27 protein-coding genes are annotated in these 23,937 nt (G+C 69.1%); 15 read left to right on the plus strand and 12 right to left on the minus strand.

Going from position 1 to position 23,937, the window contains the following annotated elements; translation table 11 throughout:
• The first annotated feature begins 12 nt into the window (after positions 1 to 12).
• Genes HMPREF0591_RS07590 through HMPREF0591_RS07615 form a run of 6 tightly spaced genes read left to right on the plus strand, consistent with a single transcriptional unit; the run spans position 13 to position 4,455 of the window.
• Positions 13 to 1,431 carry a hypothetical protein gene (locus HMPREF0591_RS07590; RefSeq protein ID WP_040621363.1) on the plus strand — a complete coding sequence of 473 codons (1,419 nt, stop codon included), beginning with the start codon at positions 13 to 15 and terminating at the stop codon, positions 1,429 to 1,431.
• 45 nt (positions 1,432 to 1,476) lie between these two features.
• Positions 1,477 to 2,028, plus strand: coding sequence for an RNA polymerase sigma factor (locus tag HMPREF0591_RS07595; RefSeq protein WP_007167884.1), 552 nt, complete (start codon positions 1,477 to 1,479; stop codon positions 2,026 to 2,028).
• Positions 2,025 to 2,726, plus strand: coding sequence for a Rieske (2Fe-2S) protein (locus HMPREF0591_RS07600; RefSeq protein ID WP_007167885.1), 702 nt, complete (start codon positions 2,025 to 2,027; stop codon positions 2,724 to 2,726). Before HMPREF0591_RS07595 ends, HMPREF0591_RS07600 begins: the two co-directional genes overlap by 4 nt.
• Positions 2,727 to 2,756: 30 nt before the next feature.
• On the plus strand, positions 2,757 to 3,149 hold the full coding sequence (locus HMPREF0591_RS07605; RefSeq protein ID WP_007167886.1) for a cupredoxin domain-containing protein: 393 nt from the start codon (positions 2,757 to 2,759) through the stop codon (positions 3,147 to 3,149).
• 8 nt (positions 3,150 to 3,157) lie between these two features.
• On the plus strand, positions 3,158 to 4,066 hold the full coding sequence (locus HMPREF0591_RS07610) for a metallophosphoesterase family protein (protein WP_040622049.1): 909 nt from the start codon (positions 3,158 to 3,160) through the stop codon (positions 4,064 to 4,066).
• A complete protein-coding gene (locus HMPREF0591_RS07615) occupies positions 4,063 to 4,455 on the plus strand; it encodes a hypothetical protein (RefSeq protein WP_007167888.1) in 393 nt (130 codons plus the stop codon). The genes HMPREF0591_RS07610 and HMPREF0591_RS07615 overlap by 4 nt, the downstream gene beginning before the upstream one ends.
• On the opposite strand, the gene HMPREF0591_RS07620 is transcribed toward HMPREF0591_RS07615, so the two are convergent.
• From HMPREF0591_RS07620 to HMPREF0591_RS07665, 10 genes are all read right to left on the minus strand, one after another.
• A complete protein-coding gene (locus HMPREF0591_RS07620) occupies positions 4,412 to 5,527 on the minus strand; it encodes an acyltransferase family protein (protein ID WP_007167889.1) in 1,116 nt (371 codons plus the stop codon). The genes HMPREF0591_RS07615 and HMPREF0591_RS07620 overlap by 44 nt on opposite strands.
• Positions 5,524 to 6,615, minus strand: coding sequence for an acyltransferase family protein (locus HMPREF0591_RS07625; RefSeq protein WP_007167890.1), 1,092 nt, complete (start codon positions 6,613 to 6,615; stop codon positions 5,524 to 5,526). The genes HMPREF0591_RS07620 and HMPREF0591_RS07625 overlap by 4 nt, the downstream gene beginning before the upstream one ends.
• 104 nt (positions 6,616 to 6,719) lie before the next feature.
• The gene (locus HMPREF0591_RS07630; RefSeq protein WP_007167891.1) at positions 6,720 to 7,847 is read right to left on the minus strand and encodes an acyltransferase family protein; all 1,128 of its coding nucleotides are present in this window, start codon (positions 7,845 to 7,847) and stop codon (positions 6,720 to 6,722) included.
• Between the two features lie 86 nt (positions 7,848 to 7,933).
• On the minus strand, positions 7,934 to 9,115 hold the full coding sequence (locus HMPREF0591_RS07635) for an acyltransferase family protein (RefSeq protein ID WP_007167892.1): 1,182 nt from the start codon (positions 9,113 to 9,115) through the stop codon (positions 7,934 to 7,936).
• A 231-nt stretch (positions 9,116 to 9,346) separates the two neighbouring features.
• On the minus strand, positions 9,347 to 9,955 hold the full coding sequence (rfbC, locus tag HMPREF0591_RS07640) for a dTDP-4-dehydrorhamnose 3,5-epimerase (RefSeq protein WP_040621367.1): 609 nt from the start codon (positions 9,953 to 9,955) through the stop codon (positions 9,347 to 9,349).
• Complete coding sequence (gene rfbB / locus HMPREF0591_RS07645; RefSeq protein ID WP_007167895.1) at positions 9,955 to 10,950, minus strand: dTDP-glucose 4,6-dehydratase; 996 nt, start codon at positions 10,948 to 10,950, stop codon at positions 9,955 to 9,957. The genes rfbC and rfbB overlap by 1 nt, the downstream gene beginning before the upstream one ends.
• Before the next feature lie 26 nt (positions 10,951 to 10,976).
• On the minus strand, positions 10,977 to 11,843 hold the full coding sequence (locus HMPREF0591_RS07650; protein ID WP_007167896.1) for an LLM class F420-dependent oxidoreductase: 867 nt from the start codon (positions 11,841 to 11,843) through the stop codon (positions 10,977 to 10,979).
• A gap of 22 nt (positions 11,844 to 11,865) precedes the next feature.
• Positions 11,866 to 12,708 (minus strand): LLM class F420-dependent oxidoreductase, encoded by an 843-nt coding sequence (locus tag HMPREF0591_RS07655; protein WP_007167897.1) that lies wholly within the window; start codon positions 12,706 to 12,708, stop codon positions 11,866 to 11,868.
• Between the two features lie 29 nt (positions 12,709 to 12,737).
• A complete protein-coding gene (locus HMPREF0591_RS07660; protein ID WP_007167898.1) occupies positions 12,738 to 14,189 on the minus strand; it encodes an ATP-binding protein in 1,452 nt (483 codons plus the stop codon).
• Positions 14,186 to 15,871 (minus strand): NAD(P)/FAD-dependent oxidoreductase, encoded by a 1,686-nt coding sequence (locus HMPREF0591_RS07665; RefSeq protein WP_007167899.1) that lies wholly within the window; start codon positions 15,869 to 15,871, stop codon positions 14,186 to 14,188. Before HMPREF0591_RS07665 ends, HMPREF0591_RS07660 begins: the two co-directional genes overlap by 4 nt.
• A gap of 260 nt (positions 15,872 to 16,131) precedes the next feature.
• Here HMPREF0591_RS07665 and infA point away from each other — a divergent pair, with 260 nt between their 5' ends.
• The 8 genes from infA (at position 16,132) to truA (ending at position 20,904) form a co-directional block, all read left to right on the plus strand.
• On the plus strand, positions 16,132 to 16,353 hold the full coding sequence (gene infA, locus HMPREF0591_RS07670) for a translation initiation factor IF-1 (protein WP_003418601.1): 222 nt from the start codon (positions 16,132 to 16,134) through the stop codon (positions 16,351 to 16,353).
• 42 nt (positions 16,354 to 16,395) lie between these two features.
• Complete coding sequence (gene rpmJ / locus HMPREF0591_RS30780; protein ID WP_003879483.1) at positions 16,396 to 16,509, plus strand: 50S ribosomal protein L36; 114 nt, start codon at positions 16,396 to 16,398, stop codon at positions 16,507 to 16,509.
• Positions 16,510 to 16,723: 214 nt separating this feature from the next.
• Positions 16,724 to 17,098 (plus strand): 30S ribosomal protein S13, encoded by a 375-nt coding sequence (rpsM, locus tag HMPREF0591_RS07675; protein ID WP_007167900.1) that lies wholly within the window; start codon positions 16,724 to 16,726, stop codon positions 17,096 to 17,098.
• 6 nt (positions 17,099 to 17,104) lie between these two features.
• Positions 17,105 to 17,521: a 30S ribosomal protein S11 gene (gene rpsK / locus HMPREF0591_RS07680; protein ID WP_007167901.1), complete on the plus strand. Its 417-nt coding sequence runs from the start codon at positions 17,105 to 17,107 to the stop codon at positions 17,519 to 17,521.
• 11 nt (positions 17,522 to 17,532) lie between these two features.
• Positions 17,533 to 18,138 (plus strand): 30S ribosomal protein S4, encoded by a 606-nt coding sequence (gene rpsD, locus HMPREF0591_RS07685; protein WP_007167902.1) that lies wholly within the window; start codon positions 17,533 to 17,535, stop codon positions 18,136 to 18,138.
• 132 nt (positions 18,139 to 18,270) lie between these two features.
• Complete coding sequence (locus HMPREF0591_RS07690) at positions 18,271 to 19,314, plus strand: DNA-directed RNA polymerase subunit alpha (RefSeq protein ID WP_007167903.1); 1,044 nt, start codon at positions 18,271 to 18,273, stop codon at positions 19,312 to 19,314.
• A 116-nt stretch (positions 19,315 to 19,430) separates the two neighbouring features.
• A complete protein-coding gene (gene rplQ, locus HMPREF0591_RS07695; protein WP_007167904.1) occupies positions 19,431 to 20,066 on the plus strand; it encodes a 50S ribosomal protein L17 in 636 nt (211 codons plus the stop codon).
• Positions 19,996 to 20,904, plus strand: coding sequence for a tRNA pseudouridine(38-40) synthase TruA (truA, locus tag HMPREF0591_RS07700; protein ID WP_007167905.1), 909 nt, complete (start codon positions 19,996 to 19,998; stop codon positions 20,902 to 20,904). The genes rplQ and truA overlap by 71 nt, the downstream gene beginning before the upstream one ends.
• Here truA and HMPREF0591_RS07705 read toward each other — a convergent pair.
• Both HMPREF0591_RS07705 and HMPREF0591_RS07710 read right to left on the minus strand, forming a co-directional pair.
• Positions 20,901 to 21,521: a cutinase family protein gene (locus HMPREF0591_RS07705; protein ID WP_007167906.1), complete on the minus strand. Its 621-nt coding sequence runs from the start codon at positions 21,519 to 21,521 to the stop codon at positions 20,901 to 20,903. The genes truA and HMPREF0591_RS07705 overlap by 4 nt on opposite strands.
• A gap of 57 nt (positions 21,522 to 21,578) precedes the next feature.
• The gene (locus HMPREF0591_RS07710; RefSeq protein WP_007167907.1) at positions 21,579 to 22,424 is read right to left on the minus strand and encodes a cutinase family protein; all 846 of its coding nucleotides are present in this window, start codon (positions 22,422 to 22,424) and stop codon (positions 21,579 to 21,581) included.
• A gap of 120 nt (positions 22,425 to 22,544) precedes the next feature.
• On the opposite strand from HMPREF0591_RS07710, the gene eccB reads away from it, so the two are divergent.
• The gene (gene eccB / locus HMPREF0591_RS07715; protein WP_007167908.1) at positions 22,545 to 23,906 is read left to right on the plus strand and encodes a type VII secretion protein EccB; all 1,362 of its coding nucleotides are present in this window, start codon (positions 22,545 to 22,547) and stop codon (positions 23,904 to 23,906) included.
• Positions 23,907 to 23,937: the final 31 nt, after the last annotated feature.

Consider the following 23,937-nt stretch of genomic DNA (forward strand, 5'->3'; position numbering starts at 1 on the left):
GCCTTCAGGCGTATGCACACCATCGAGGCCGACTATCTGGTGGTCGGCGCGGGTGCCATGGGGATGGCGTTCGTCGACACGCTGGTGTCCGAGGCGACGGACGCACGCGTGGTGCTGGTCGACCGCTATCACCAGCCGGGCGGGCATTGGACGATGGCCTACCCGTTCGTGCGGCTGCATCAGCCCTCGGCGTTCTACGGCGTCAACTCGCTGAAGCTCGGCGGCGACTCGATCGACCAAATCGGCTGGAATCAGGGGCTTTACGAATTGGCCACCGCCGGCGAGGTGTGCGCCTACTACGACCAGGTGCTGCGACGGCAGCTGCTGGCCAGCGGTCGCGTCACCTACTTCCCGATGAGCGAATACCGCGGTGACGGCCGGTTCACCACGCTCGCGGGCGCCGACTACGCCGTCGACGTGGCGCGCCGCATCGTCGACGCCACCTACATGCGGGTGACGGTGCCGGCGATGCGACCGCCGCCCTACCCAGTCGTCCGCGGCGTCACCTGCGTGCCGCCCAACGACCTGCCGAAGCTCCGCGCGCACGAGCGCTACGTCGTCGTCGGGGCCGGCAAGACCGGCATCGACACCTGCCTGTGGCTGCTGGGCCAGGGCATCGCGCCCGAGCGGCTGACCTGGATCATGCCGCGCGACTCCTGGCTGTTGGATCGCGCGACGATGCAGCCCGGGTCGCTGTTCGCCGAGCGGATCAAGGCCAGCTTCATCGCGCAGTTGCGCGCGATCAGTGACGCCACCTCGGTCGACGACCTGTTCGCGCGGCTCGAGGACTCCGGCGGGCTGCTGCGGCTGGATCCGGCGGTCCGGCCGACCATGTATCGCTGCGCGACCGTCACCCGGGCCGAACTCGAACAGCTGCGGCGGATCGGCGATGTGGTGCGGATGGGCCACCTGCTGTGCGTCGAGGAGGAACGGATGGTCCTCGACGGCGGCGCGGTGACGCGCGACGGCGACGCGCTGTACATCGACTGCACCGCCGACGGTGCCGAAAAGCGGCCCGCGACACCAATTTTCGATGCCGGCCGGATCACCCTGCAAAGCGTGCGCGGATGCCAGCAGATCTTCAGCGCCGCGCTGATCGCCCATGTCGAGGCCGCGTACCGTGACGACCCGGCGCGCAACGAGCTGTGCGTGCCGTTGCCGCACCCCGACACCGACCTGGACTGGCTGCGGCTGGCGCAGGCCGACTACGCCAACCAGCTGCACTGGCTCGACGACCCGGACCTGACCGCCTGGATGTCGGCGGCGCGGCTGGACCTGTTCGGCCACCTGATCGGCCACCTGCTGCCGCCGGCGTCCGCGAAGCCCCGGGTGCGCGACCGCATACTGGGCATCGCCAAGTCGGTGTTCTCGGCCACCGCCGCCAAACTCGACGCGCTGCTCGATGAACAAACCTCGCTCGCCACGCCGTGATACCCCGTGTAACCCGACCCGATATTCAGCGGGTGGAGGAGGCACGTGGCGGCACGAAACGAACGGCTCGGCCCGCGGCCGCTGCGCGCGGTGCCCGGCGGCGGCTTCGACGACGGCTATGCCGACTGGGAGGCGGTGTACTCCGACAACGCGTCCTGGGTGTACCGCACGCTGTACGCCCGGGTCGGCAACCGGGCCGACGCCGAGGATCTCACCGCCGAGGTGTTCCTCGCCGCGCTGCGGCCGCTGCGGCTGACCGCCAGCGTCGGCGAGGTGCGCGCCTACCTGCGGGCCACGGCGCGGACGGTGCTGGCCGCGCACTGGCGCGAGACCCTGGGCCGGGAGATCACCTCGATCGACGACGTCGAACAACCGCCGGATAGCGAGGAGGCGATCAGCACCGCGCCGCAGCGTGTCGCCCGGGTCCTCGACAGCCTGCCCGACAGGTACCGGCACATTCTGGAACTGCGTTTCCTGCAAGGCCATTCGATCAAGGACTCCGCCGCCGAGCTCGGGGTCAGCGTCGCCAACGCCAAGGTGCTCCAGCATCGCGCCCTGCGGCTGGCGGCAGAGGTCAACGATGGGGGACCGCCATGAACGCGCGAGGGCTGCGCCGCTACGTCGACGACCTGCTGCGGGGGCGGCGGCCCCGGCCGTTCGCCCCCGACGACTTCGAGGCGGTGCAGCTGCGCACGGCGATCGAGCTGCGGGCGGCCGGGCGGCGGGGCGAGGCCCCGCGGGGGGAATTCCTCGACGATCTGCATCGGCGCCTCGCCGAGCAGATGTCCGACGCGCGGCCGGAAGCGGCGCCGAAGCACGGCAGCACCCGCCGCCACGTCCTCGTCGGCACCTCGGCCGCCGCGGCCGCGGCGGTCACCGCGGTGTCCATCGACCGGGCCGTGGTCACCGGTCGATCCGGCGGCCTCCCCGCCGCCGACGATGCGCCGCTGACGCCCAACGCCGGGACGTGGCAGCGGGTTGCGGCCAGCTCGGATGTGCCGGACGGGGCCATGCACCCGTTCGACCTCGGTTCGGTCAGCGGGTTCGTCCGCCGCGTCGACGGCAAGCCCCGGGCCGTCTCCGGGGTGTGCACCCACCAAGGGTGCCGGCTGTGGTTCGACGCGCCCGACGACACGCTGCGCTGCCCCTGCCACTCGACGTCGTTCTCGCCGAGCGGGCAGGTGCTCACCCATCAACTGCCGATCGCCCCGAAGCCGTTGCCGCCGTTGCTGGTCCGCGAATCCGAAGGCTTCATCGAGGTGTTCGCGCCCGCGCGTCCCGACCGGCCCGCCTGAGCGGTGTAACGCGCCGCCCTATTCCCGGGCATGATGCTTGCAAAACTTTCGGCGACCGCCCTGGCCGCCGCAGTCCTCTCGGCGGGGTGCTCGGCTTCGCGGCCCGCCGCCGGCTCCGGCACCGGCATGTCCATGAGTTCGGTGTCCGCGACCGCGCCGGCCGCCCCGGTGAGCGGTGACCAGGTCAACATCGACGGCTTCGCCTTCGCGCCCGCCACGCTGACCGTCTCGGTCGGCACCACCGTCACGTGGACGAACCGCGACGAGGAACCGCACACCGTGGCCGCGAGCGACGGTTCGTTCCACTCGCCCGGGATGGGGACCGGGGCGACGTTCACTCACACCTTCACCGCCCCGGGGACTTTCGAGTACGTCTGCTCGATCCACCCGATGATGCGCGGGACCGTGGTGGTGACGCGGTGAACCCCGACATGAGCCGCCGGCAGCTGATGCGGCACACGGCGTGGTTCGGGGCGGCGGTCGGGCTCTCCGTCCTCGGGGGCGAGGTCATCTCGCATGTCGCCGGGTCGGCGGCGGCCGAGCGCTCGCACGGCCGGCCCGCGCTGCGGTTCGCGCAGATCAGCGACAGCCACATCGGCTTCACCGGGGCCGCCAACCCGGACGTCGCGGGCACGTTCGGCCACGCGATCGACCAGGTCAACAACCTCGGCTACCCAACGGATTTCGTCGTCCACAGCGGCGACCTCACCCACCTGTCCAGCCCCCAGCAGTTCGATCAGGTCAAGCAGATGATGAGCGCCCTGAAAACGCCGCACGTGTTCACCGTCCCGGGGGAACACGACTCGGTCGACGACGCGGGGCAGAAGTACCGCAACGCCTTCGGCGCGGGCTCCCTCGGTGACGGCTGGTACAGCTTCGACATCGCGGGCGTGCACGTGATCGCACTGGTCAACACGCTGAACCTGCGCAAGCTCGGGCACCTGGGCACCGACCAGCTCGACTTTGTCCGAAAGGACGTGGCCCGGCTGACGAGCGACACCCCGATCATCGTGTTCAGCCACATCCCGCTGTTCGCGATGTACCCCAACTGGGGGTGGGGCACCGACGACGCGGCTCACGCGCTGTCCTACGTGCGCCGGTTCTCGTCGGTCACCTGCCTCAACGGTCATGTGCACCAATTGTTTTCCAAGACGGAGGGCAACGTGACGTTCCACAGCGGGACGACGACCGCGTATCCGCTGCCGCGGCCCGGCGACGGGCCGGCGCCCAAGCCGGTCACCCTGCCCGCCGGCAAGCTCCGCGACGCGCTCGGCATCCGCGAGGTGGGCTACACCCGGGGCGAAACCGCCCTCGCGCTGAAAGAGCGGGCGCTGCAATGACTCTGTTGATTCGCCTCGCCTTCGCCGCGTCGTTGGTGGTCGCCGCGGTCGCCCATGCCTACCTCTATGTCCACGGCTACCGGCATATCCCGGACATCGGCGCCGCGTTTCTGGTGCAGGCCAGCGCGTCGTTCGCCATAGCCCTGCTGATCCTGCTCGGCGGTCCCGGCTGGCTTCGCTGGGCCGGTGCCGCCGTCGCGGGCGGCTCGTTGGCCGCGTTCGTATTGTCGAGAACCGTTGGTCTGCTCGGCTTTTCGGAGCGGGGCTGGGACCCGGCGCCCTACGCCGCGATGAGTGTGGCCGCGGAACTGCTGACGGTGGTGCTGTGCGCCGGGGATTGGGTGATCAGGCGGGCTCGGGGAGGTCGTCAGTCGGCCTATCGGCCGTGAGATCGATCGCAGCGACGGATTCCTCTTCGGCCGCCCATTTGCGCAACAGTCGAGACTTGAGTGACATGGCGGGCTTCTCGACCAGGTACCAGCTCAACGCGGCCAACGGCAGCGTGGCCATCGCCGCGACGGCAGCGTGCACAACCGCATTCGGACGGCCGGGCCAACAGATCACCAGCAACTGCTGAATCGGGAAGGCGTAGATGTACACGCCATACGACAGGTCCGTGCGCAGCCTCAGGCGTTTGTTGCGAAGCAGTGCACCGGAGACGATGACGGCGTACGCGAGCGGAATTCCGCCCAGCAGCCGGTAATGCGGAAGCAGGGTACCGCCCAACGCGACCACGACCGCGCTCACCGCGACGAGCCACCAGCGGGCGGGAATCTTGTCGCGCCACTGGTAGAGCAACGCCCCCGCAGCGAACATGACGGCGAAGCGCGCGGTCACCGCGGCGAACTGGCCCGCCCACGGCTGGTCCGGGGCGATGGGCGGCGACAACGCCTCGCCGACGACCGCCACCGCCAATATCACGGGGGAGACCCACCGGCGGTGGGCAAGCCCGGCCTTGCCGATGGCGGCCACCGCGGCATAACACGCCAGCTCGAAAGCCAACGTCCACAGCGAACTGTTCCAGCTCCCCGGATAGGGGATCCCCCGGGGCGTTCCGCCGACATCGGCCTTGAGCAGGACCACCGCGCTGTTCATGGCGACGTACTCGAACGGCGCGGTCGAGAGCAGGAGCTTGAGGGCCGCGCCGCCCTGCATCGCCACGCCGATCGGCGCGATGACGAACGCGGTGACGACCAGGCAGACGTAGTAGCCGGGCAGGATGCGCAGGGCCCGGGCCGCGGAATAATCCCGCAGGTGCGGGTGGCGAAGCCAGCTCGCGGTGATGAGGAAGCCCGAGACGGCGAAGAAGCCGTCGACCCCGCCGTCGGCGATGTCATGCGCGCCCGTCCATGGGTGGCCGGTGAGGATGAACGAGTGACCGACGATCACCGTGGTCGCCAGCGTCAGCCGCCAGGCGTTGAGCGCATTCTTCCGAGGGTCGAAAGCTTGTCCGAGGTTCACGGTTCGACCACCCTCGATGCGGTGGCGCGGTCACCTTCATTCGTGGATGCGGTCCATCTCTGCTTGAGCCGGCGCTTGAGGGACAGCGAGGGCTTCTCGATCACAAACCAGCTCAGCGCCGCCAGCGGCAACGTGCCCAGGGCGCTGAAGGCGAAGAACGCGAACGGATTCAGGCCCGCGAGGCCGCAGACGGCCAGCATCTGCTGAGTGGGGAACGCGTAGATGTACAGACCGTAGGACAGGTCCGTGCGCAGCCGAAGCCGCTTGTTCTGCAGCAGGGCGCCCGACACGATGACGGCATAGGCCAGCGGAAGGGCCGCGACGACCCGGTAATCCGGCAGCAGCCCGGCCGCGAGCACGATCACAACGCTCAGTCCGACCAACGACCACCGGGCCGGGATAACGTCGCGCCATTGGTACAGCAGCGAGCCGGCCGCGAACATGATGGCCGATCGGGCGGCGAGCTGCGGCGCGGTCCACACGCCCGGGAAGGTCAACGGCGGCAGTTGGGTGGCCGCAACCACCCCCAGCGCCAATATCGCCGCGGGCATCCATCGGCGGTTGGCCAGCCCGGCCAGGCCGATGCCGGCAACGGCGAGGTAGCAGAGCACTTCCCAGATGAGCGACCACATCGAGGCATTCCAGACGCCGGAATGCGGGATCTCGCGCGGTGTTCCGCCGACGTCGTAATGCAGGTAGGCCACGCCGATGTTCTTCAGGACGTACTCGAGGGGCGCGGTGGAGCGCAGGAGCTGCCACGCCGAGCCGCCCTGGATGAACACACTGAGCGGTGCGAAGACGAACGCCGTCACCAGCAGGCACACGTAGTAGCCGGGCAGGATGCGCAGGGCGCGAGCGGCGAGATAGTCACGCAGCCGCGGGTCGGTCAGCCAACTCCTGGTGATGAGGAATCCAGAGATCGCGAAGAACCCGTCGACCCCCGCCGAGAAGAAAACCTGCAGAATCGGCGCGGGTGGTATGCGGCCGGTCGCGGGCCAGCAGTGCCAGAGCATCACCTCGGCCGCCAACGCCAAACGCAGCGCGTTGAGCGCGTTCTTCCGCGGGTCGAACACTTGCCCGAGGGTCATCGGCCTCCGCCCATATCGCCCCCGAAGCCCGTCCGCGGCATACTATGACACGCCGTCGCGCATGTGCGAAATTTCGGCGATTTGACCCGCTTGTGACGCGGGCCTTAGGCGGCACCCGGGGCCTCGGAAGCGGGCCGATCGCCGCCGACGAGGTCGCGGGGTTGTTCGCCGCTGGGTCCTGCGGGCGCGGGTGCGCCCCACTTCTGCTTGAGCCGGCGCTTCAGGGAAATCGACGGCTTCTCGATGACGAACCAGCTCAGGGCGGCCAGCGGAAAGGTGCTGACTGCGCTGAGGACGAAGAAGACGGCTGGATTCAAACTTGCGAGTCCGCAGACAGCGAGCATGACCTGGGTGGGGAACGCGTAGATGTACAGGCCGTAGGACAGGTCCGTGCGCAGCCGCAGCCGCCTGCTACGAATCAGGGTCCCCGAAACGATGACGGCATACGCCAGCGGCAGGGCTGCGACGATACGGTAATCGGGGAGGAACCCCGCCGCGCAAACGATGACCGTGCTCACCGCGACCAGTGGCCAGCGGGCGGGAATCGCGTCGCGCCATTGATACATCACCCCTCCGGCGGCAAACATGATGGCGGAACGCGCCGCAAGCTGGGGGATGGTCCAGGCGCCGGGGAAGGTCAGCGGTGGGAACGCCAACGCCGCGCAGATGCCCACCACCAACAGCACGGGAGACACCCACCTTCGGTTGGCCAGTCCGGCGATGCCGATGAGGGCCACCGCGGCGTAGCACAGCAGTTCCCATATGAGCGACCACAGGGAACCGTTCCAGGCCGGTCCGGACGGCACCCCGTGCAACGTGCCGGCGATCTCCGGCTGTACGTAGGCCACCGCGCTGTTCTTGACGATGTACTCGATGGGTGCTGTGGAACCCAACAGTTTCAGCGCCGACCCGCCCTGAATGAGCACACTGAGCGGTGCGAACACGAACGCGGTCACCACCAGGCAGACGTAGAAGCCGGGCAGGATGCGCAGGGCCCGCGCCGCAAGATAGTCGCGGACTCGCGGGTCGGTGAGCCAGCTTCTGGTGATGAGGAAGCCCGAGAGCGCGAAGAAGCCATCGACACCCACGGAAAAGAACAGCTGATTGATCGCGGCGGGCAGCGCGCGGCCCGTGATAACCCACGAGTGGAAGAACATCACCTCCGCCGCCAGCGCCAACCGCATCGCGTTCAGGGCGTTATTGCGCGGATCGAATACCTGTCCCAGCTTCATCCGTCTCCGACCGTCGTCCCCCACCGAACTGTCGGCGCTATCGTATCGGCCCCAGGGCGGCGGCGTGGGCGGTTGGCCGTTGCGGGCTAAGCGGTCCCCGGTAGCTCTGGGGGAAGCGCGGATTCGGCAACCTCGTGGGCGGGTCGCACCATCACCGATTGTTCCTCGCTTTGGTCTTGGTCTTGATCTTGGGGAGCCGGAGCCGCTTTACTCCTGAATCGCCGTTTGAGCCGGCGCGCCGGCTTCTCGATCAGGAACCAGCTCGCAGCGGCCAGCGGCAGCGTGGCGGCGGCGGTGACGCCGGTGAACAGCAGCGGGTTCAGGGCGAGGAGACCGCAGACAAGCAGCAGCTGCTGGGTCGGATACGCGTAGATGTACATGCCGTAGGACAGGTCCGTGCGCAGCCTCAGGTGCTTGTTGCGGAGCAGGATCCCGGATACGACGACGGCGTAGGCCAGCGGCAGGGCGGCGACCACCCGATAATCCGGCAGGGCTCCGGCCGCCAGCACGATGACCGCGCTCACGGCGACGAGTGACCAGCGGGCGGGAATCACGTCGCGCCACTGGTAGAGGAATGCGCCGGACGCGAACATGATGGCGGTGCGGCAGGCCAGGAAGAACAGCGCGGTGCGCACGTCGCCCTCGTGCTGGTTGAAGACGTCGGGGAATTTCAGCGGCGGCAGCGTCATCGCGCCGGCCGTCGCCAGCAACAAGAAAGCCAGCGACACCCACCGGCGGTTGGCGAGTCCGACCACGCCGATGACGGCCACGATGAGGTAGCACATCACTTCCCAGATCAGCGACCATAGGGAGGCGTTCCAGATACCGGCATTCGGAATTCCGTGCGGTGTGCCGCCGACATCGAACTTGATCAGCGCCACGGCGCTGTTCATCAAAACGAATTCCAGTGGCGCGCCCGACGTGATGAGTTTGGTTGGGGAGCCGCCCTGGATCGCGACGCTGAGGGGTGCGAAGATAAAGGCGGTCACCAGCAGGCAGACGTAGAAACCGGGCAGGATGCGCAGCGCTCGCGCGGCCAGATACGCACGCAGGCGGGGATTGCTGAGCCAACTCGCGGTGATGAGGAAGCCCGAGATGGCGAAAAACCCGTCTACGCCGACGCACAGGAGAAGCTGCAGAACGGCCCGGGCGCTCGGCAGGTGCCCCCGGATCGGGAAGGTGTGCCAAAAGATGACCTCGCCCGCCAGCGCGAGCCGCCAGGCGTTCAGCGCATTATTCCGCGGATCGAAGACCTGCCCGAGTTTCATCCGCCTCCCCCGTAGTCCGCACAGGGCCTATCGGCGTCATCGTATCGCGACTAAGAACCAAAAAGGGCTGGTTCACGGTATCTGAGGTAGTGCGCAATGGCAAATAAGCGATCTGCCGATACCCGGCCGGGAAGCCGGTGGCCCGACGAATACAATTGCGCACGCTTTGAATCGTCAAGTGCGTTGCGGGATAATGTTCCTCGCGTTCCATTCAATTGTGTGGCCACGCGCCTATCGGTTACGCATTCCAGCGATAAACGCCTGCGTTTCCTGCCAGCTCGGCAAAAGACCGGCGGCCCGCACTTCTTCGAACATAGGGGCGGCGGCGTCGCGGTCGGACAGGGTGGGCGCCGCCCCGTTGACCAGCGGCCAGTCGACCCCGATCGCGGGATCGGTCGCACAAATGGTGCGCTCACGCTGCGGGTTGTATTCGGCCGAGCACAGGTACATCACCGTCGAATCGTCCTGCAGGGCAAGGAAGCCGTGCGCCAGGCCCTCGGACAGGTAAATCGTCCTGCGGTCCTTGTCGTCGAGCAGCACCGAATCCCATTGGCCGAACGTCGGCGAACCCTCCCGGATATCGACCACCACATCGAACACCGAGCCGCGCACACAGGTCACGTATTTGGCCTGGCTCGGCGGCAGCTGCGCGAAGTGCAAGCCGCGCAAAACACCGGCGGAGGAAACCGAACAGTTCGCTTGCCGGACATCCAACCGGTGACCGGCGAACTCGGTGAAGCCATGGTCGGTCAGCCATTCGAAGAACAAGCCCCGGGAATCGCCGTGGATGGTGGGGGTGATCTCCCAGGCGCCGGGGATGGCGAGTTCGCGAACCTTCATCACTGACCACGCTCTTCGTAACGGGCTTCGGCGGCGTCCTTCAAAGGGCGCCACCATGATTCGTTGGCACGATACCAGTCGATGGTTGCGCCCAACCCCTCCTCGAAGTCGGTATGCTTTGGCGCCCAACAGAGTTCGTCGTAGAGCGTCGAAGGGTCGATGGCGTAGCGCAGGTCGTGGCCGACGCGGTCGGTCACGTGGTCGAAGTCGTCGGGGTCGCGGCCCATCATCTTCAGCAGCGTGCGCAGCACGCTGAGGTTGTTGCGCTCGCCCTCCGAGCTGATCAGGTAGGTGCGGCCGATCTCGCCCTTTTCCAGGATGCGCCGTACGGCGCTGTTGTGGTCGTCGACGTGGATCCAGTCGCGGACGTTGGCCCCGCTGCCGTACAGCTTGGGCCGCCGCCCGGTGAGCACGTTGGTGATCTGGCGCGGGATGAACTTCTCGACGTGCTGATACGGCCCGTAATTGTTGGAGCAGTTCGAGATCGTGGCGCGCACGCCATACGACCGCACCCAGGCCCGGACCAGCATGTCGGCGCCGGCTTTGGTGGCCGAGTAGGGGCTCGACGGGTTGTAGGGCGTGGACTCGGTGAACCGGTGGGGGTCGTCGAGCTCCAGGTCGCCGTAGACCTCGTCGGTCGAGATGTGGTGCAGCCGCCCACCGTGGCGCCGCACCGCTTCCAGGATGGTGAACGTCCCGACCACGTTGGTGTGCAGGAACGGCGCCGGGTCGTCCAGGGCGTTGTCGACATGGCTCTCCGCGGCGAAGTGCACCACCGCGTCGGACTCGGCGACCAGCGAGGAGACCAGCTCCGCGTCGCAGATGTCGCCCACCACGAGCCGGATGGCGTCCTCGACGTCGGCCAGCGACTCGCGCCGACCGGCGTAGGTCATCGCGTCGAGCACCGTCACGGAGTCCTCGGGGTGCTCACGGACGGTGCTGTGCACGAAATTCGCGCCGATGAAACCAGCGCCGCCGGTGACCAATAGCCGCATGGTCAAACCCTAACCGAGCGACTGGGTCAGCTTGCGCGAGTCAGCCCCAGCGGTCCGGCCAGTTCACCGAGCACCGAGACGAGCGCGTCGTCGTCCCCGGCGCCCAGCACCTGGATGGCCACGTGATCGGCACCGGCGTCGCAGTGTTCGCGGAGGCGCTGCGCGATGGCCTCCGCGGTGCCGTGCGCGACCACCGCGTCGATCAGCCGGTCGGTGCCCGGCTTGCGGACGTCGGCCTCGGTGAAGCCCAGCCGCAGCCAGTTGTTCACGTAATTGCTCAGGCCCAGGTAGAAATCGACGGTCTGCCGGCCGATCGCGCGGGCCTCGGTCGAGTCGGTGGTGAGCACCACCTTGTGTTCGGGGGCGAGGAACACCGAGCTTCCGACGAGCTCGCGCGCTTTGGCGGTGTGTTCCGGCGTCGTCAGGTAGGGGTGGGCGCCGGCGGAGCGTTCCGCCGCCAGCCGCAGCACGCGCTGCCCGAGCGCCGCCAGCACCCGCCGGCTGGTCGGCACCATCGCCGCATCGAGGTCGTCGAGGTAGGCCACGAGGGCGTCGTAGGGCTTGGCGTATTGCTCGGTGTGCTCCGGGTGCCCGACGCCGATCCCCAGCAAGAACCTTCCCGGGTAGGCCTTTTCGATGCGCTTGAAGGACTCGGCGACGGCCGGGGCCGGCGCGGTCCAGATGTTGACGATCCCGGTGGCCAGCTGCAGGGACGAGGTCTCGGCCAGGGCGGGCTCCACCCAGGCCAGGTCGGCGTCGGGCGATCCGCCGATCCAGACGGCGCCGTAGCCGAGCGACTCGATTCGCCGCGCCAGGCCGGGCGTGATGGACCTCGACCCCAGCCATACGCCGAACCGGCCCAGGTCGGGTTTGAGTGCCACAGGCTCGGTCATCGGTGTCCCTCCCTAACGTCTGCTAGCTCAGTCCGAGCGGCCCCGCCAGGTCGGCCAGCGCCGGAACCAGGTTTTCATCCTTGGTCAGAACCTGCACGGGCACGTGGTCGGCCCCCGCGTCGAGGTGCTCCTTCAGCCGGGCCGCGATCGCGTCGGGCGTGCCGTAGGCCACCAGCGCGTCGACCAGGCGGTCGCTGCCCGGCTTGGTGACCTCCTCGTCGGAGAAGCCCAGCCGTTTCCAGTTGTTGCGATAGTTGGCGAGCTGGAAATAGATGTCGAGCGCCCTGCGGCCCACCGCGCGGGCCTTCTCGACGTCCGTCGTGAGCACCGCCTTGTGTTCGGGCGCCAGAAACGCCGACGGACCGATCAGCTCGCGGGCCCGCGCGGTGTGCTCGGGGGTGGTGAGGTACGGGTGCGCCCCGGCGGCCCGCTCGGCGGACAGCTTGAGCACGCGCGGGCCCAGCGCGGCCACCACCCGGCGGTTTGCCGGCACGCCGCAGTCGTCGAGCCGCTGCAGGTACTCCGCCAGCGCGTCGTAGGGCTTGCGGTATTCGGTGTGCGCCTCGGGGTGGCCGACGCCGATGCCCAACAGGAAGCGGCCGGGGTAGGCGGCCTCGATGCGGCGGAACGACTCCGCGACCGGCTCGGCCGCCGCGGTCCAGATGTTGACGATGCCGGTGGCCAGCTGCAGGTTGGTCGTCGCCTCGAGGATGGGTTCCACCCAGGCCAGTTCGGCCGGCGGCGAACCGCCCACCCACACGGCCCCGTAGCCCAGGGCTTCGATGTCTTTGGCCTGTTGGGGCGTGACGCCGCGTCCGAACACTCCGAACCGGCCGAGTTTGGGCTTGCTGGCTGCATCGGTCATGGTCGTTCCCAACCGGGCGGGCGGCGCGGCTATTCCGGAACGTCCAGGGGCAGCAGCACGATGAACCGGGTGTCGCCGGGCGCCGATTCCACCCGCAGGTCCCCGCGATGTTTCTTGACGACGATGTTGAACGCCAGATCCAGCCCGAGACCGGTGCCCTCACCGAACGGTTTGGTGGTGAAGAACGGTTCGAAGATGCGCTCGCGCACCTCCTCGGGCACCCCCGGCCCGGTGTCACAGATCTCGACGCGCACCATGTTCTCGCCTTCCCGGCAGGTGCGGATGGTCAGCGTGCCGCCCGTGTCGCGCATCGCGGCGATCGCGTTGTCGATGATGTTGGTCCACACCTGATTGAGATCGCCCGGGTAGCAAGGTATTGGGGGAAGCGATCGGTCGAATTCCTTGACCACCGCGACGGCGGTGTCCCTGCCCAGCCGGTCGGCGAACATCGTGAGCGTGCTGTGCAGCAGCTCGTGCACGTCGGCCACCTGGAAGGGTGCGCGGTCCATCTGGGAATACTGCTTGGCGTCGGCGACCAGCGCGGAGATCCGCTTGCTGGCCTCCAGGATCTGGTTCAGCAGCAGCTCGCTCTCGACGGTGTAGGTCAGCCAGCGGATGGCCTTCTCCAGTGACGTCGACGCGCCGAGCTCCTCGGTCGCCGCGGCGATGCGCTCCAGCCAATCGGTGTCGATGCCCCCCTCGACGAAGGTTGGCGCGATGTCCCACCCGCCGTCGATGCCGTGGTCCTCGAGCCAGTCGCCGACGGCGTCTTCCAGATCGGCCGTCTCGATCGCGGTCATGTTCGCCGACGCCGACTTGGCGACTTGGGCCGCCACCTCCTCCTGCACCCGCACCAGCGCGCGCAGCGCCTCCGGTGGGACGGTGCCGTCGGCGAGCATCGCCAGTTTCTGGCGCATGCCGGCGACCCGCTGCCTCAGCTCGGACGCGGCGCGGACGGTGGCCGCGGCGGGATTGTTCAGCTGGTGGGTCAACCCGGCGGACAACTGGCCCAGCGCGAGCAGCTTCTCCCGGTTGTCGATGATCCGGCGGGTGCGCTCGAGGCCGACCGCCATCCCGTCGAGCAGGTGGACGGCCATCGGGAACTGGTCCTTCATGAAGTCGGCGAACGCGGTCGCGTCGAGCACGAAGAAGCGCGACGGTTTGGTGACGTACACCGTCGCGTCGTAGCTCTGCTGCTGCAACTGCCCGGTGAACGCCCGCCAGGCGCCGCAATACACGCCGCGCTGCGACGTCCGGTTCGTCTCGATTTCCTGGCCGCCCGAGAGCTTCGACATCGCCAGCTCGCCCTCGATCAGGACGTACAGGCACGTCGCCGGCTCGCCCTCGACGCAGATGGGGCCGGGTTCGTAGTTCTCGATCTGCCCGTTGGCGCACAACACCGCCAGCTGCGCCTCGGTGAGCGCCTCGAACAGGAACAGGGTGCGCAGCTCGTCGGGCCGGCACGGCACCTGGGCGGTCATGATTCGGCGAGGTAGCGGTGCACGAGCATGACGGCCATCGACCCCTCGCCGACGGCCGCCGCGACGCGCTTGGCGGACTCGGCGCGCACGTCGCCGGTGGCGAACACGCCCGGCACGCTGGTCTCGAGGTGGTGGGGCGGGCGGTCCAGCGTCCAGCCGCACACGTTGCGCAGGTCGGGCCCGGTGAGGACGAAGCCGCGGTCGTCGCGGGCAAGCACCCCGTCCAGCCATTCGGTGCGCGGCGCCGCGCCGATGAAGATGAACATCCGGGCGCAGCTGACGTCCTCGGTCTCGCCGGTCTGGTTGTCGACCAGGGTCAGCCGCTCCAGGTGGTCGTTCCCGACGGCGCGGCGCACCTCGGTGCAGGTGCGCACCGTGATGTTGGGCCGCTGCCGGATCTGCTGGATCAGGTAGTGGGACATCGAGGCGTCCAGCGACGGGGCGCGCACCACGATGGTCACCGACTTGGCCTCCCGCGACAGGTACATCGCGGCCTGGCCGGCGGAGTTGGCGCCGCCGACGACGTAGACCTCCTCACCGGCGCACTCCGAGGCGATGGAGACGGCGGCGCCGTAGTAGACGCCGCGGCCGGTCAGCTCGCCGCAGCCCTCCGCCGGCAGCTGGCGGTAGGCGACGCCGGTGGCCAGGATGACGGCGTGCGCGTCGATGGAGCCGCCGTCGGCGAACCGCACGGTCCGCTTGGGGCCGTTGACCTCCAGCGCGGTGGCGGTGCGGGCGGTGATGAGTTCGGCGCCGAACTTCTCGGCCTGCCGCCGTGCCCGGTCGGCCAGCTGGCCGCCCGACACCCCGTCGGGAAAGCCCAGGTAGTTCTCGATCCGCGAGCTCTGCCCGGCCTGGCCGCCCGTCGCGGTGCGCTCGATGAGCACCGTGCGCAGCCCCTCGGAGGCGCCGTACACGGCGGCGGCCAGCCCCGCCGGCCCGCCGCCGATGACGATCAGGTCGTAGAACTCCTGCGACGGGGTGGTGGTCAGGCCCAGGGTGTCGGCCAGTTGCGCGTCGGTGGGTTCGACGAGGGTGTCGCCGCGTTCGGTGACGACGACCGGCAGCCGCAGGCCGTCCTCGCCGGCGGCGTTGAGCAACCGCTGGCCGTCGGGGTCGTCGGCGCGGAACCACGTGTAGTGCAGCCCGTTGCGGGCCAGGAAGTCGCGCACCTGCCAGGACCGCTCCGACCAGCGGTGCCCGATCACCTTGGTGTGCGGGATCGGGTGTTCCGGCGCGGCCCGCCAGGCGTCCAGCAGCCCGTCGATGACGGGGTAGAACTTCTCCTGCGGCGGATCCCACGGCTTGAGCAGGTAGTGGTCCAGGTCGACGACATTGATCGCGTCGATGGCGGCGTGGGTGTCGGCGTAGGCGGTCAGCAGCACGCGGCGCGCCGCCGGGTACAGGTCCATCGCCCGCTCGAGGAATTCGATGCCGCTCATCTGCGGCATCCGGTAGTCGGCGATGAGCACCGCGACGGTCTCGCCCCGCAACTTGAGCTCCTTGAGCGTCTCCAGGGCGTCGGGTCCGGAATCGGCCCGCACGATGCGGTGCCGGTCACCGTACTGACGGCGCAGGTCCCGCGCGACCGCGCGCGACACCGAGGGATCGTCGTCGACGGTCAGCAGCACGGGCTTGCGAGGCTGAAGGGAGGAGGCTGCGGTGCTCGCGGGGCTCGTCATCGGGGTTAAGTATGCCCTCGTCAGGACCCGCGCGGCAGGTCGAGCGGGCCGGGCGGATTCCGCTGCCGGCGATTTTGGGTCGGGCGCCTGACCAGGTATCGTTGGACAACGGTGCGTCATCCGCGCCGACTTTTTGCGTGCCCTGTCTTAGGAATTCTCTGGAATTTCCTGCCCTTGGCTCACGTTTCTAGTCGGGCGAATGCTGCGCCGATATGGGCGCACACAGGATACGAAACCAAAGACGAGGATTGCTGAAAAGTATGGCCAAGAAGGACGGTGCCATAGAGGTCGAGGGCCGCGTGGTCGAGCCCCTGCCCAATGCGATGTTCCGCATTGAGCTGGAGAACGGTCACAAGGTGCTCGCCCACATCAGCGGCAAGATGCGGCAGCACTACATCCGCATCCTGCCCGAGGACCGGGTGGTGGTGGAGCTGTCTCCCTACGACCTGTCCCGGGGCCGCATCGTGTACCGGTACAAGTAACAGCCCGAAACAGACCACGAGAAAGAACAGGATCGAACAGCCGTGAAGGTGAACCCGAGCGTCAAGCCAATCTGTGACAAGTGCAGGGTGATCCGTCGGCATGGGCGGGTCATGGTGATCTGCTCCGATCCGCGGCACAAGCAGCGCCAGGGCTAGCGGCGATCGCAAGCCCGGCGCAGCCGGGCGAAGCGGGTCGCCGCCGTGTAATCAGCTCAAGCGCTTGCGACACAACTGAATGCAGACCTCCCAGTACCACTGAGCGAATAGGTCGCTCAGCTACGCCCGGACGGAGGCCGGGCCCCCATCGAACTTTCGGGGCGGGAACGGACTGGGAAAAGACCTCCGCCCGAAAAAAGAGGAAACGCCACCTATGGCTCGATTAGTAGGCGTCGATCTGCCGCGCGACAAGCGGATGGAGATCGCGCTGACCTACATCTTCGGCGTCGGCCGCACCCGGTCGAACGAGATCCTGGCAGCTACGGGGATCGACAAGGACCTGCGCACCAGGGACCTGACCGACGACCAGCTGACCCACTTGCGTGACTACATCGAAGCGAATCTGAAGGTTGAGGGTGACCTGCGCCGCGAGGTGCAGGCCGACATTCGCCGCAAGATCGAGATCGGCTGCTACCAGGGCCTGCGGCACCGCCGCGGCCTGCCGGTGCGCGGCCAGCGGACCAAGACCAATGCGCGCACCCGCAAGGGCCCCAAGCGCACCATCGCAGGCAAGAAGAAGGCCAGGTAACCGCCCATGCCACCAGCCAAGAAGGCAGCCTCTGCGCCCAAGAAGGGGCAGAAGACCCGCAAGCGGGAAAAGAAGAACATCCCGCACGGCGCCGCGCACATCAAGAGCACGTTCAACAACACGATCGTGAGCATCACCGACCCGCAGGGCAACGTCATCGCCTGGGCGTCGTCGGGCCACGTCGGCTTCAAGGGCTCGCGCAAGTCGACCCCGTTCGCCGCGCAGCTCGCCGCCGAGAACGCCGCGCGCAAGGCGCAGGAGCACGGCGTGAAGAAGGTCGACGTGTTCGTCAAGGGCCCGGGCTCGGGCCGCGAGACGGCGATCCGCTCGCTGCAGGCCGCGGGCCTCGAGGTCGGCGCCATCTCCGACGTCACGCCGCAGCCGCACAACGGCTGCCGTCCCCCCAAGCGGAGAAGGGTCTAGGTAGATAAATCATGGCTCGTTACACCGGACCCATCACCCGCAAGTCACGCCGGCTGCGCACCGACCTCGTCGGCGGCGACCAGGCGTTCGAGAAGCGCCCCTACCCGCCCGGCCAGCACGGCCGCGCGCGGATCAAGGAGAGCGAATACCTGCTGCAGCTACAGGAGAAGCAGAAGGCCCGCTTCACCTACGGCGTCATGGAGAAGCAGTTCCGCCGCTACTACGAAGAGGCGGTGCGCCAGCCCGGCAAGACCGGTGAGGAACTGCTGCGCATCCTGGAAAGCCGCCTGGACAACGTCGTCTACCGCGCCGGGCTCGCCCGCACGCGGCGGATGGCCCGCCAGCTGGTCAGCCACGGCCACTTCAGCGTCAACGGCGTGCACGTCAACGTGCCCAGCTACCGGGTGTCGCAGTACGACATCATCGACGTGCGGGACGGCTCGCTGAACACCGTGCCGTTCCAGATCGCGCGGGAGACCGCGGGCGACCGCCCGATCCCGAGCTGGCTGCAGGTGGTGGGGGAGCGTCAGCGCATCCTGATCCACCAGCTCCCGGAGCGGGCGCAGATCGACGTGCCGCTCGCCGAGCAGCTGATCGTCGAGTTCTACTCGAAGTAACAGACTTTCGAGCCGGCCCCGGCTCGAAACTTGCGGCGATCGCAAGCGCGGCGAAGCCGGGCGAAGCGGGTCGCCGCGGGACAGCACAGCGGCATCAAATAGCGGGTGCCGAGAAGGAGAAGAAGAAACACCATGCTGATCTCTCAGCGACCCACCCTGTCGGAGGAAGTCCTCACCGACAACCGCTCCCAGTTCGTCATCGAGCCCCTCGAGCCCGGATTCGGTTACACCCTGGGCAATTCGCTGCGCCGGACGCTGCTGTCGTCGATCCCGGGCGCGGCCGTCACCAGCATCCGCATCGACGGCGTGCTGCACGAGTTCACCACCGTCGCCGGGGTGAAGGAAGACGTCACCGCGATCATCCTGAATCTCAAGGGCCTGGTGGTGTCCTCGGAGGAGGACGAGCCGGTCACCATGTACCTGCGCAAGCAGGGCCCGGGCGCGGTCACCGCCGGTGACATCGTGCCGCCCGCCGGTGTCACGGTGCACAACCCCGAGATGCACATCGCGACGCTGAACGACAAGGGCAAGCTCGAGGTCGAGCTCGTCGTCGAGCGGGGCCGCGGTTACGTTCCGGCGGTGCAGAACCGGGCATCCGGCGCCGAAATCGGGCGCATCCCGGTCGATTCCATCTACTCGCCGGTGCTCAAGGTGACCTACAAGGTCGACGCGACCCGTGTCGAGCAGCGCACCGACTTCGACAAGCTGATCCTGGACGTCGAGACCAAGAGCTCGATCACGCCGCGCGACGCGCTGGCGTCGGCCGGCAAGACGCTGGTCGAATTGTTCGGGTTGGCACGCGAACTCAACGTCGAGGCCGAGGGCATCGAGATCGGCCCGTCGCCGGCCGAGGCCGACCACATCGCCTCGTTCGCGCTGCCGATCGACGACCTTGACCTGACGGTGCGGTCGTACAACTGCCTCAAGCGCGAGGGCGTGCACACGGTCGGCGAGCTGGTCAGCCGCACCGAGTCCGACCTGCTCGACATCCGCAACTTCGGTCAGAAGTCCATCGACGAGGTGAAGGTCAAGCTGCACCAGCTGGGCCTGTCGCTCAAGGACAGCCCGCCGAGCTTCGACCCGTCGCAGGTCGCCGGCTACGACGTGGCCACCGGCACGTGGTCCACCGAGGCCGCCTACGACGACCAGGACTACGCGGAAACCGAACAGCTCTGAGCCCGTCCGGCGACGATGCGGCCGTGAAGCGGCCGCTGAGGAGTCGGACACAAAAACGGAAGTCCGTCCCGGCCCTACCTGATACGGGGGTCGGCCCCCAATGAGGAGATAGTGCAATGCCCAAGCCCACCAAGGGCCCCCGCCTCGGCGGGTCGTCTTCGCACCAGAAGGCCCTGCTGGCCAACCTGGCCACCTCGCTGTTCGAGCACGGCCGGATCAAGACGACCGAGCCCAAGGCGCGCGCGCTGCGGCCGTATGCGGAAAAGCTGATCACCCATGCGAAAAAGGGCACGCTGCACAACCGTCGAGAGGTGCTCAAGAAGATCCGCGACAAGGACGTGGTGCACGCCCTGTTCGCGGAGATCGGACCGTTCTTCGCCGACCGCAACGGCGGCTACACCCGCATCATCAAGGTGGAGCCGCGCAAGGGCGACAACGCCCCGATGGCGGTCATCGAGTTGGTGCGGGAGAAGACGGTGACCTCCGAGGCCGACCGGGCGCGTCGCGTCAAGGCTTCCAAGAAGTCTGACGCGCCGGTGGTGGCGGCGGCGGCGCCGCAGGCGGCGGTCGAGCCCGAGGAGGCCGTCGGCCCGACGGCCGACGAGGTGACCGAGACCGAGGCCGAGGAGACGCCGGAGGTTTCGGAGGCCACGGCGGCGGAGGCTGCCGCTGAGGAAAAGCATGACGAGGCCGTCGCCGCGCGGGCCGAGGCCGAGCGGGCCGCCGAGGCCGACGAGGCTGACGAGAGTTAGCGAGGCCGTCCGTCTACGGCTCGACATCGCCTACGACGGAACGGAATTCGCCGGCTGGGCAACTCAGGCCGGCCAGCGCACCGTCGCCGGCGTTCTCGACGAGGCGCTGACCACGCTGTTCCGCGCGCCGATGCGGCTGCGCGCCGCGGGCCGCACCGACACGGGCGTGCACGCCACCGGGCAGGTGGCCCACGTCGACGTGCCGCCGGACGCGCTGCCCAACGCCTATCCGCGCGCCCCGCGGGTCGGCGAGCCGGAGTTCCTGCCGCTGGTCCGCCGGCTCGGGCGGTTCCTGCCCACCGATGTCCGGGTGCTCGGCATCGCCCGCGCCCCGGCGGGTTTCGACGCCCGATTCTCGGCGCTGCGGCGTCACTACACCTACCGGCTGTCGACGGCGCCCTACGGCGTGGAGCCGCAGCGCGCCCGCTACGTCACCGCGTGGCCGCGCCCGCTGGATGTCGACGCGATGGCCGCGGCCTCGCGAGACCTGGTGGGGCTGCACGACTTCGCCGGGTTCTGCCGTCATCGCCCCAACGCCACCACCATCCGCGACCTGCAGGGCCTGGACTGGTCGCGCGACGGCGAACTGATCACCGCGCACGTCACCGCCGACGCGTTCTGCTGGTCGATGGTGCGCTCGCTGGTCGGGGCGCTGCTGGCCGTGGGCGAGCATCGCCGCCCGGTGTCGTGGTGCCGCGGATTGCTCACGGCCACAAGCCGTTCCAGCGACTTCGCAGCCGCGCCGCCGCATGGGTTGACGCTGGTGGGCGTCGACTATCCGCCCGACGACGAGCTGGAGGCGCGCAACCTGGTCACCCGGGACCTGCGCACCCGCTAAACCTTGCTCGCGACGAAACGCGCGGCCTGGTTGGTCAAGGTGGGCACGTAACCCAGGTGCGACGCCCAGCGGGTGCCGCCCGAGCAGATCGGGTCGCCCGTGTTGCACAGGTCGATGGTCTTGCCGTCGAATTCGGGGGTCAGGGCGCTCATCAGCCCGCCCGCCCGGCCGGACGGGTTCCCGAACAGCGCGACGGCGGCCACGTGGTCGGCGGCCGCGGCCGGCAGCGGCTCGCGAAAACCGAGGCCGGGCAACGGCGCTGCCGTGACGATGTCGACGACGGCGGCGCCCTGCGAGTAGCCGCCGAGCACCAGCTTGGTGTTGGGGCAGTTGCCGGCCATCTGTTGGATGTGATTGCTGGCGTCGTTCGCGCCGTCCGCGGCGGCCAGGAAGTCCTTGCTGGCCGGGTAGTTCACCGCATAGGAGCCAACGCTTTTGGACGTCTGCCGGCGCAGCGAGTCGACGAACGCCCCGCCGACCTTGCCCACGCCCGGCGGCTCGTCGGTGCCGCGGGCGAAGACCACCTCAACGCCGGGGCAGGAGGCCAGGGCCTGCGGAAGCAGCTGGGGAGCAACCACTATCGCGGCGCCGGCGAGCAGGCCGGCGCCCAGCGTCAATGGAATGAGCCGCACCCCACGATGTTAGGGGCGCGTTGATCTCGCGCCGGTAACGATTCAGACGAGAGGAGCTTGCGGAGTCACCGTGGTGGGCGCGGCGGGCGCGGGGGCGGTGCCGCCGTGGATCGAGGGCGGCGACCCGGGCGGGGTCTGCCCGTAGACCGGCGACGGCGTGGCACCGGGCTGGTTCGGGACGGGGCCCAGCGGCGGCCCGAACGCGGGCCCCAACGGGCTCGAACCGGCCAGCTTCTGGGCGACGAACGCCGCGGCCTGGGTGGTGTACACGGGGACGTAGCCCTCGGTGTGCCCGGTCCACTCGTTGCCGGGGCCGGCGTGGCAGATCGGGTCGTTGGGGTTGCAGTAGTCGGCGGCCTTCGAGCCCAGCAGCGCGCTCTGGCTGGGCAGCGTGCCGCCGGCGCGGTCGGCCACGTCGCCGAACGTGACGACGGCCGCGATGTTGGGCGCGTACTGCGCGGGCAGCTTGTTGCCCCAGCTGATGCCGCCGATCGGGACGCCGGCCACGATGTCCATCACCGACGCGCCCTGGGAGTAGCCACCCAGCACGATCTTGGTGTTCGGGCAGGTCTCCACGCTCTTCTTGACGCGGTCGATGGTGTCGTTGGCGCCGTCACCGCCGTGCAGCTGCAGCTTGCTGGCGGCGTAGTTCACCCCGTAGGGCAGGATGTTCAGGCCGGTCTGCTGGCGCAGCGAGTCCACAAACGCGTCGCCGACGCGGCCCAGGCCGGCCGGCTCGTTGGTGCCGCGCGCGAAGATGACCTCGACGTCCGGGCAGTCGAAGGCGGCGGCCGTCGGCGCGTCCGCGGGGGATAACAGCAGGCCGGACGCGGTGACCAGCGCAGCGGCCCCGAGCCCGACGCAGCGACCCATCCGGCGAGGAAACACGCCGTTACTTTACCCACCCTAAGCAAAGTTCGAAACTTCGCTGAGCTGTGGATCGAGGAAGTGGCCCCGCGGCGGGTCGCCCTATCGTTGGCGCAGCGAGTGCGCGGGGCGGGAGGGTCAGTGCAGGGTCGGCCGGGCACGTGGCTGCACGTCAGCGGTCGACGGTTCCTGCTGCGCCGTGTGGAGTGCGCGTTGCTGGGCGGTGATATCCACACGTTGAGCGCCCGCTCGCGTACGCAAACGGCCGCGCTGGCGGTCGGGTGCGTGCTGGCGTCGATCGCCGTCGCGGGAGCCGCCCTTCTTGCTTTGCTGCGCCCCCGGGTGCCGCTGGACGGCGTCCCGCTGGTGATGGGGCGGGAGTCCGGGGCGCTGTATGTGCGGGTGGGCGATACCTGGCACCCGGTGCTGAACCTGGCGTCGGCACGGCTGATCGCGGCGACCGCGGCCAACCCCCGGCCGGTGCCCGAGGCGGACCTGGCCCGCGCCAAACGCGGGCCGTTGCTGGGCATCCCGGGTGCGCCGCAGCTCATCGGCCAGCCGTTGACGGCGGACGACACCGCCTGGACGATCTGCGACACCGGCGGCGCCGGGACGACCACGGTGATCGTGGGTCGCACCGACGACGCGGCCGCCGCTCCCCTGAGGACCGGGCAGGCCGTCCTGGCCGCGGCCGGGTCGCGTTCGCCGGTGTTCCTCCTCTACGACGGGCAGCGGGCCGTGGTCGACGTCACCGACACCGCGGTCGTGCGCGCGCTGCGGCTGGAGGGGCGGTCGCCGGTCGCCGTCTCGCAATCGTTGCTGAACGCGATCCCCGAGGCACCGCCGATCAGGGCGCCGTGGATCCGCGGCGCCGGCGAACGGGCGCCGGCGCTGCCCGGATTCGCGGTGGGCAGTGTGGTGCGCATCATGCAAAGCGGAGGTGACGAGTATTACGCGGTGCTCGCGGACGGGGTCCAGCGCATCGGACAGGTCGCCGCCGACCTGCTGCGCTTCGGCAACTCCCGGGGTACTGCCACCGCCGTCGCGGTCGCGCCCGACGCCATCCGCGCCGCGCGGATCGTGGACTCGCTGCCGGTGGCCGCCTTCCCCGACCGCGCCCCCGGACTCGTGGGGGACGGCGGCGCGTTGTGCGTGTCGTGGCGGGCCGCGACACCCGGCGTCACGTTGCTGGCCGGCAGCCGACTGCCCCTGCCGGCCGGTGGGGCGCCGGTGACCTTGGCGCAGGCCGACGGCCACGGCCCCGCGTTGGACGCCGTGTACGTGCCGCCCGGACGGAGCGCCCACGCGCGCGCCGGGGCGCGTTATCTGGTCACCGACACCGGGGTGCGGTTCCCGGTCCACGACGACAACGCCGCCCACGACCTCGGGCTACCGGCGCCTGTTCCGGCGCCGTGGCCGATCCTGCGGACCCTGCCGGCCGGACCGGAGCTGGGCCGGGAGCAGGCGTCAATCGCCCGCGACTCGGTTGCGGGCTGCCCGTAACCGGGCCCCGGCCACGCCGGCGGCCAGCGCC

This window comes from Mycobacterium parascrofulaceum ATCC BAA-614 (assembly GCF_000164135.1).
GTDB lineage: Bacteria > Actinomycetota > Actinomycetes > Mycobacteriales > Mycobacteriaceae > Mycobacterium > Mycobacterium parascrofulaceum.